Raw genomic sequence first — 3,341 nt, forward strand, 5'->3', positions numbered from 1 at the left:
GTTCCGGCCGGTGAGCGAGGCGGTGCTGGGGGAGGAGGCGGGGCCGGTCAAGGGGAAGCGGGGGCGGGTGGAGTTCGTCCGCTGTCGGGTGGAGCGGGATGCGGGCGGGGGCCTCCGGGTGGTGAGCACCAAGAAGCAGGGCTCGGGCCTGCTCAAGACTCTGGTGGAGGCCAACGCCCTGCTCGTGCTTCCCGAGGATTGCGCCGGGGCCGCCCCGGGGGAGCGGGTGCGGGTGCAGCTCTACGACCTCTCCTTCCTGGACGGCGAGGAGCCGGGGCTCGGGGCGGCCGCCGAGCGGGCGGGGGCGGGCTAGCGCCGTGGTGGTGTGTCTCGTCTCGGGGCTCTCGGGCAGCGGGAAGACCACCCTGGTGGAGCGCCTGGTGCCGGCCCTGGCCCGGCGGGACGTGCCGGCCGCCACGGTGAAGCACCACCGGGGGCGCATCCAGGTGGACCGGGAGGGCAAGGACACCTGGCGGCACCGGCGGGCGGGGGCCCGGGCCACGTTCCTCGTGACCGAGGAGGAGGTGGCGGCGTTCTTCGACCGGCCCCCGGACCTCGACCCCGGCGATCTGGTGCGGCTTTGCCCGCCGGACGTGCGCATCCTGCTGGTGGAGGGCTTCAAGGGGCTGCGCGGCTACCCGCGCATCGAGGTGGTCCGACAGGGGGTGGAGAGGGAGTCCGCGTGGCCCGACGACGTGCTTTGCGCCGCTACCGACCTCGTCGGGTTGGAGGCGCCCTTCCCGGTGTTTCACCTCGACGACGCCGAGGGCATCGCGGACTACCTCGTGAAGAGTCTCCTGGCGACTTCTTCCTGAGGGCGACCGACCCGGCCGAGCTTTGCCACCTGCATGAGGGCGGCTACGCCGGGGTGGCCCTGGGGGCCGAGTTCTGCGCCCGCCGGCTCCCTCCGGCGCCCCAGGTGCGGGAGGCGGCCCGCCGCTGCCGGGAAGAAGGGCTTGCCTTCTCGCTCGTGACCCCGGTGGTGCGGGAGGGGGCGTGGGAAGAGGTCACCCGCTGGCTCTCGGAGCTCGCCCCGGCCCTGGAGGGAGACGAGTGGGCGGCCAACGACTGGGGGCTGCTGCGCTGGGCACGGGATGCCGGGCTCCCGCTGCGCCCCGTGGCGGGGCGGCTTCTGGGGCGCCAGCGCCGGGACCCCCGGGCACTGGAGCTCCTGCGGGTCTCCTCCCCCGAGGACGCCGCCGGGTTGCGGGGCAGCGCCTGGGACGACCCGCAGACGGCGGCCCTGCTCGCCGAGTTCGGGGTGGGGCGGGTGGAACTCGACCTGCTCCTGCAAGGGGTGCGGATTCCGGCCCTCCCCCCGGGCACCCAGGTGTCCCTGTGCGGGCCCTGGATTCCGGTGACGGTGGCGCCGTCGTGCCCCTGGACCCGGGACCCCCTGTCCTGCCCCCTGGCGTGCCGCAGCCTCCCCGCCGCGCAGCAGCAGTGCGGCGAGGAACCCCACCCCCTGTTCTCCCGGGGCAACGCGCTCTTCGTGCGGATCGACGAGATCCCCCCCGGCCGGGCCCTGGCGGCGGCGGGCGCCGACCGCCTGGTGTGGTCCCCCGAGCTCCCGGGGTAGGTCACGCCCCCACTCCCGAAGCCCAACCCCTTTCCCCCTCGAAATCCAGATCGGTATCGGCATCGGTATCGGTATCGATTCCGATGGGGATCGACCTGCGCCGCGGGCCGTGCGCTCTCCTCCTCCGCCCTCACTCCAGCCTGTAGGCGAACTCGGCGAAGAGGTGGAGCCTCTCGATGGTCCAGTGGCGCGGGAAGGGGGGAAGCGGCGCCCGCCGCACCGCTTCCACGGCTTCCCGGTCGAGGATGGGGCTGCCCGAGCTCTCCGCCACCTGCACTTCCTCCGCCGCGCCCTGCCCCAGGGTGAACCGCAGGAGGACCCGGCCCCCGCCCCCCGCGGCGAGGAGGGCTTCCTTCCAGCGCCAGGTGCGGTCGATGGAGGCCTGCACCTGCTCCAGGTACCCCCGGTACCGGACGTCGGCTTCTCCCAGGGCGAGGGTGGCTTCCCGCACGCCCTCGCCCGCGGGGTCGGGCAGGGCGGCCGTGGGACGCAGATCGGCCGCCCGGGGCATGAGGTCGGTCCAGGCCAGCTGGGGCGGCGGCGCCGGGGCCGCCGGCGGTTCCGGCGCGGCCTCGGGAGCAGGGAGGGGTGCGGCCGCCGGAGGGAGCGCGGCGGCGGGCGGGGGCGCCGGCTCGGGAGGCGCCGGCCCGTCGGGAGCGGCGGGAGTCGGGGGTGCGGGCTCGGGTGCCGCGGCCACGGGGTCGGGCGGCCCGGGCGAGGGAAGGGTTTCGGGCCGGCGCGTCGGCTCCACGGGCACCGCCGCGGGCGGGGCAGCCTCCTCCTGCACGCCGGAGGCCTCCAGGGGTGTGCCGCCGCCCTGGCCCGGGGTGGGAAGATACTCCACTACCACGGGCAGGGGGTCGGGTCTGTCGGCCTCCCGCGCCGGCCGGGGGGTCCACGCGATCCCACCGTGGAGCGCCGCGGACAGGGCCAGGGCGAGGATCGGGGGGAGGACGTTGCGGCGGTAATCCATCGGGGGTCAGGCCAGGCGGCGCGTCGCGTCCAGGAGATCCCGAAACCGGTGAAACTCCTCGCCGATCTGGGCCGTGGCGGGCACCGCGAAGAGCTCCAGGCCTGCCGTGCGAGCCGCCGTTACGAGAGCCATCTTGAGGGGAGGCAGGCAGGACGCAAGGGCGGCCTCGCGCCCTTCGGGGGCCTCCAGGGAGATCCAGCAGGGGGTCCAGGAGGCAGCCCCGCCCTGGGCCGGACTCTCGCACCCCCCCGAGCGATCCACGACCTGAAGCCGCCCCACGACCCCTTCGGGAACCGCACCGGGCCCCAGAGCCGCAGCGACCGACTCCAGGGTGGACGCGGGCAGGCTGATCTCGAAGAGGATGCGCACCATGACGACGTTCCGTGAAGGAGGCAAACCACCGTGGGGGCAGCGTAGGATACTTGACGGTTCGGGGCAAGGCGGGCGATCCCGCCGTCGAAATCGAAATCGAAATCGAAATCGCGGTCGGCGTCGATTCCGATTTCGATCCACTCACGGCGTGAGCGAGAGGGTACGCGACCTTTCGGCGCCCCCAGGGCCGCTTGTTCCTGCCGACACGGGTCTGTTAGGCTGAAGCATTCTCGTTTGCCGCCGGAGTCCGATGAAGCTTCTGCGCGACCTCACCCTGGGCCTCTACGTGCCCCGTGCTTCTCCCCTGCACGTTCTCGACCCCCGGGCCAAGCTGGGCGCCTGCGCTCTGGCCATGGCCGCCACCCTGTCGCCCGGGTCCGCGTGGGGGGCCGTGTGGAGCTGGCCCCTCTTGCTGGC

At 74.3% G+C, this 3,341-nt stretch carries 6 protein-coding genes; 4 read left to right on the forward strand and 2 right to left on the reverse strand.

Going from position 1 to position 3,341, the window contains the following annotated elements; genetic code table 11:
- The 3 genes from AB1578_22850 to AB1578_22860 all read left to right on the forward strand — a co-directional run.
- Positions 1–313, forward strand: a 313-nt coding sequence (locus tag AB1578_22850; protein MEW6490738.1) for a hypothetical protein, incomplete at its 5' end; no start/stop codon positions are given.
- A 4-nt stretch (positions 314–317) separates the two neighbouring features.
- Positions 318–815, forward strand: coding sequence for a molybdopterin-guanine dinucleotide biosynthesis protein B (mobB, locus tag AB1578_22855; GenBank protein ID MEW6490739.1), 498 nt, complete (start codon positions 318–320; stop codon positions 813–815).
- Between the two features lie 53 nt (positions 816–868).
- Entirely contained in the window at positions 869–1,579 is a 711-nt protein-coding gene (locus tag AB1578_22860) for a hypothetical protein (protein MEW6490740.1), read from the forward strand.
- Positions 1,580–1,709: 130 nt separating this feature from the next.
- Here AB1578_22860 and AB1578_22865 read toward each other — a convergent pair whose 3' ends face one another.
- Positions 1,710–2,552 carry a TonB family protein gene (locus AB1578_22865; GenBank protein MEW6490741.1) on the reverse strand — a complete coding sequence of 281 codons (843 nt, stop codon included), beginning with the start codon at positions 2,550–2,552 and terminating at the stop codon, positions 1,710–1,712.
- A 6-nt stretch (positions 2,553–2,558) separates the two neighbouring features.
- Positions 2,559–2,924, reverse strand: a complete 366-nt coding sequence (locus AB1578_22870) for a hypothetical protein (GenBank protein ID MEW6490742.1) — start codon at positions 2,922–2,924, stop codon at positions 2,559–2,561.
- A gap of 11 nt (positions 2,925–2,935) precedes the next feature.
- Between AB1578_22870 and AB1578_22875 the strand changes: the two genes are divergently transcribed.
- A complete protein-coding gene (locus AB1578_22875; protein MEW6490743.1) occupies positions 2,936–3,076 on the forward strand; it encodes a hypothetical protein in 141 nt (46 codons plus the stop codon).
- The last annotated feature ends 265 nt before the right edge of the window (positions 3,077–3,341 follow it).

This window comes from Thermodesulfobacteriota bacterium, from assembly GCA_040756475.1.
Classification (GTDB): Bacteria; Desulfobacterota; Deferrisomatia; order Deferrisomatales; family JACRMM01; genus JBFLZB01.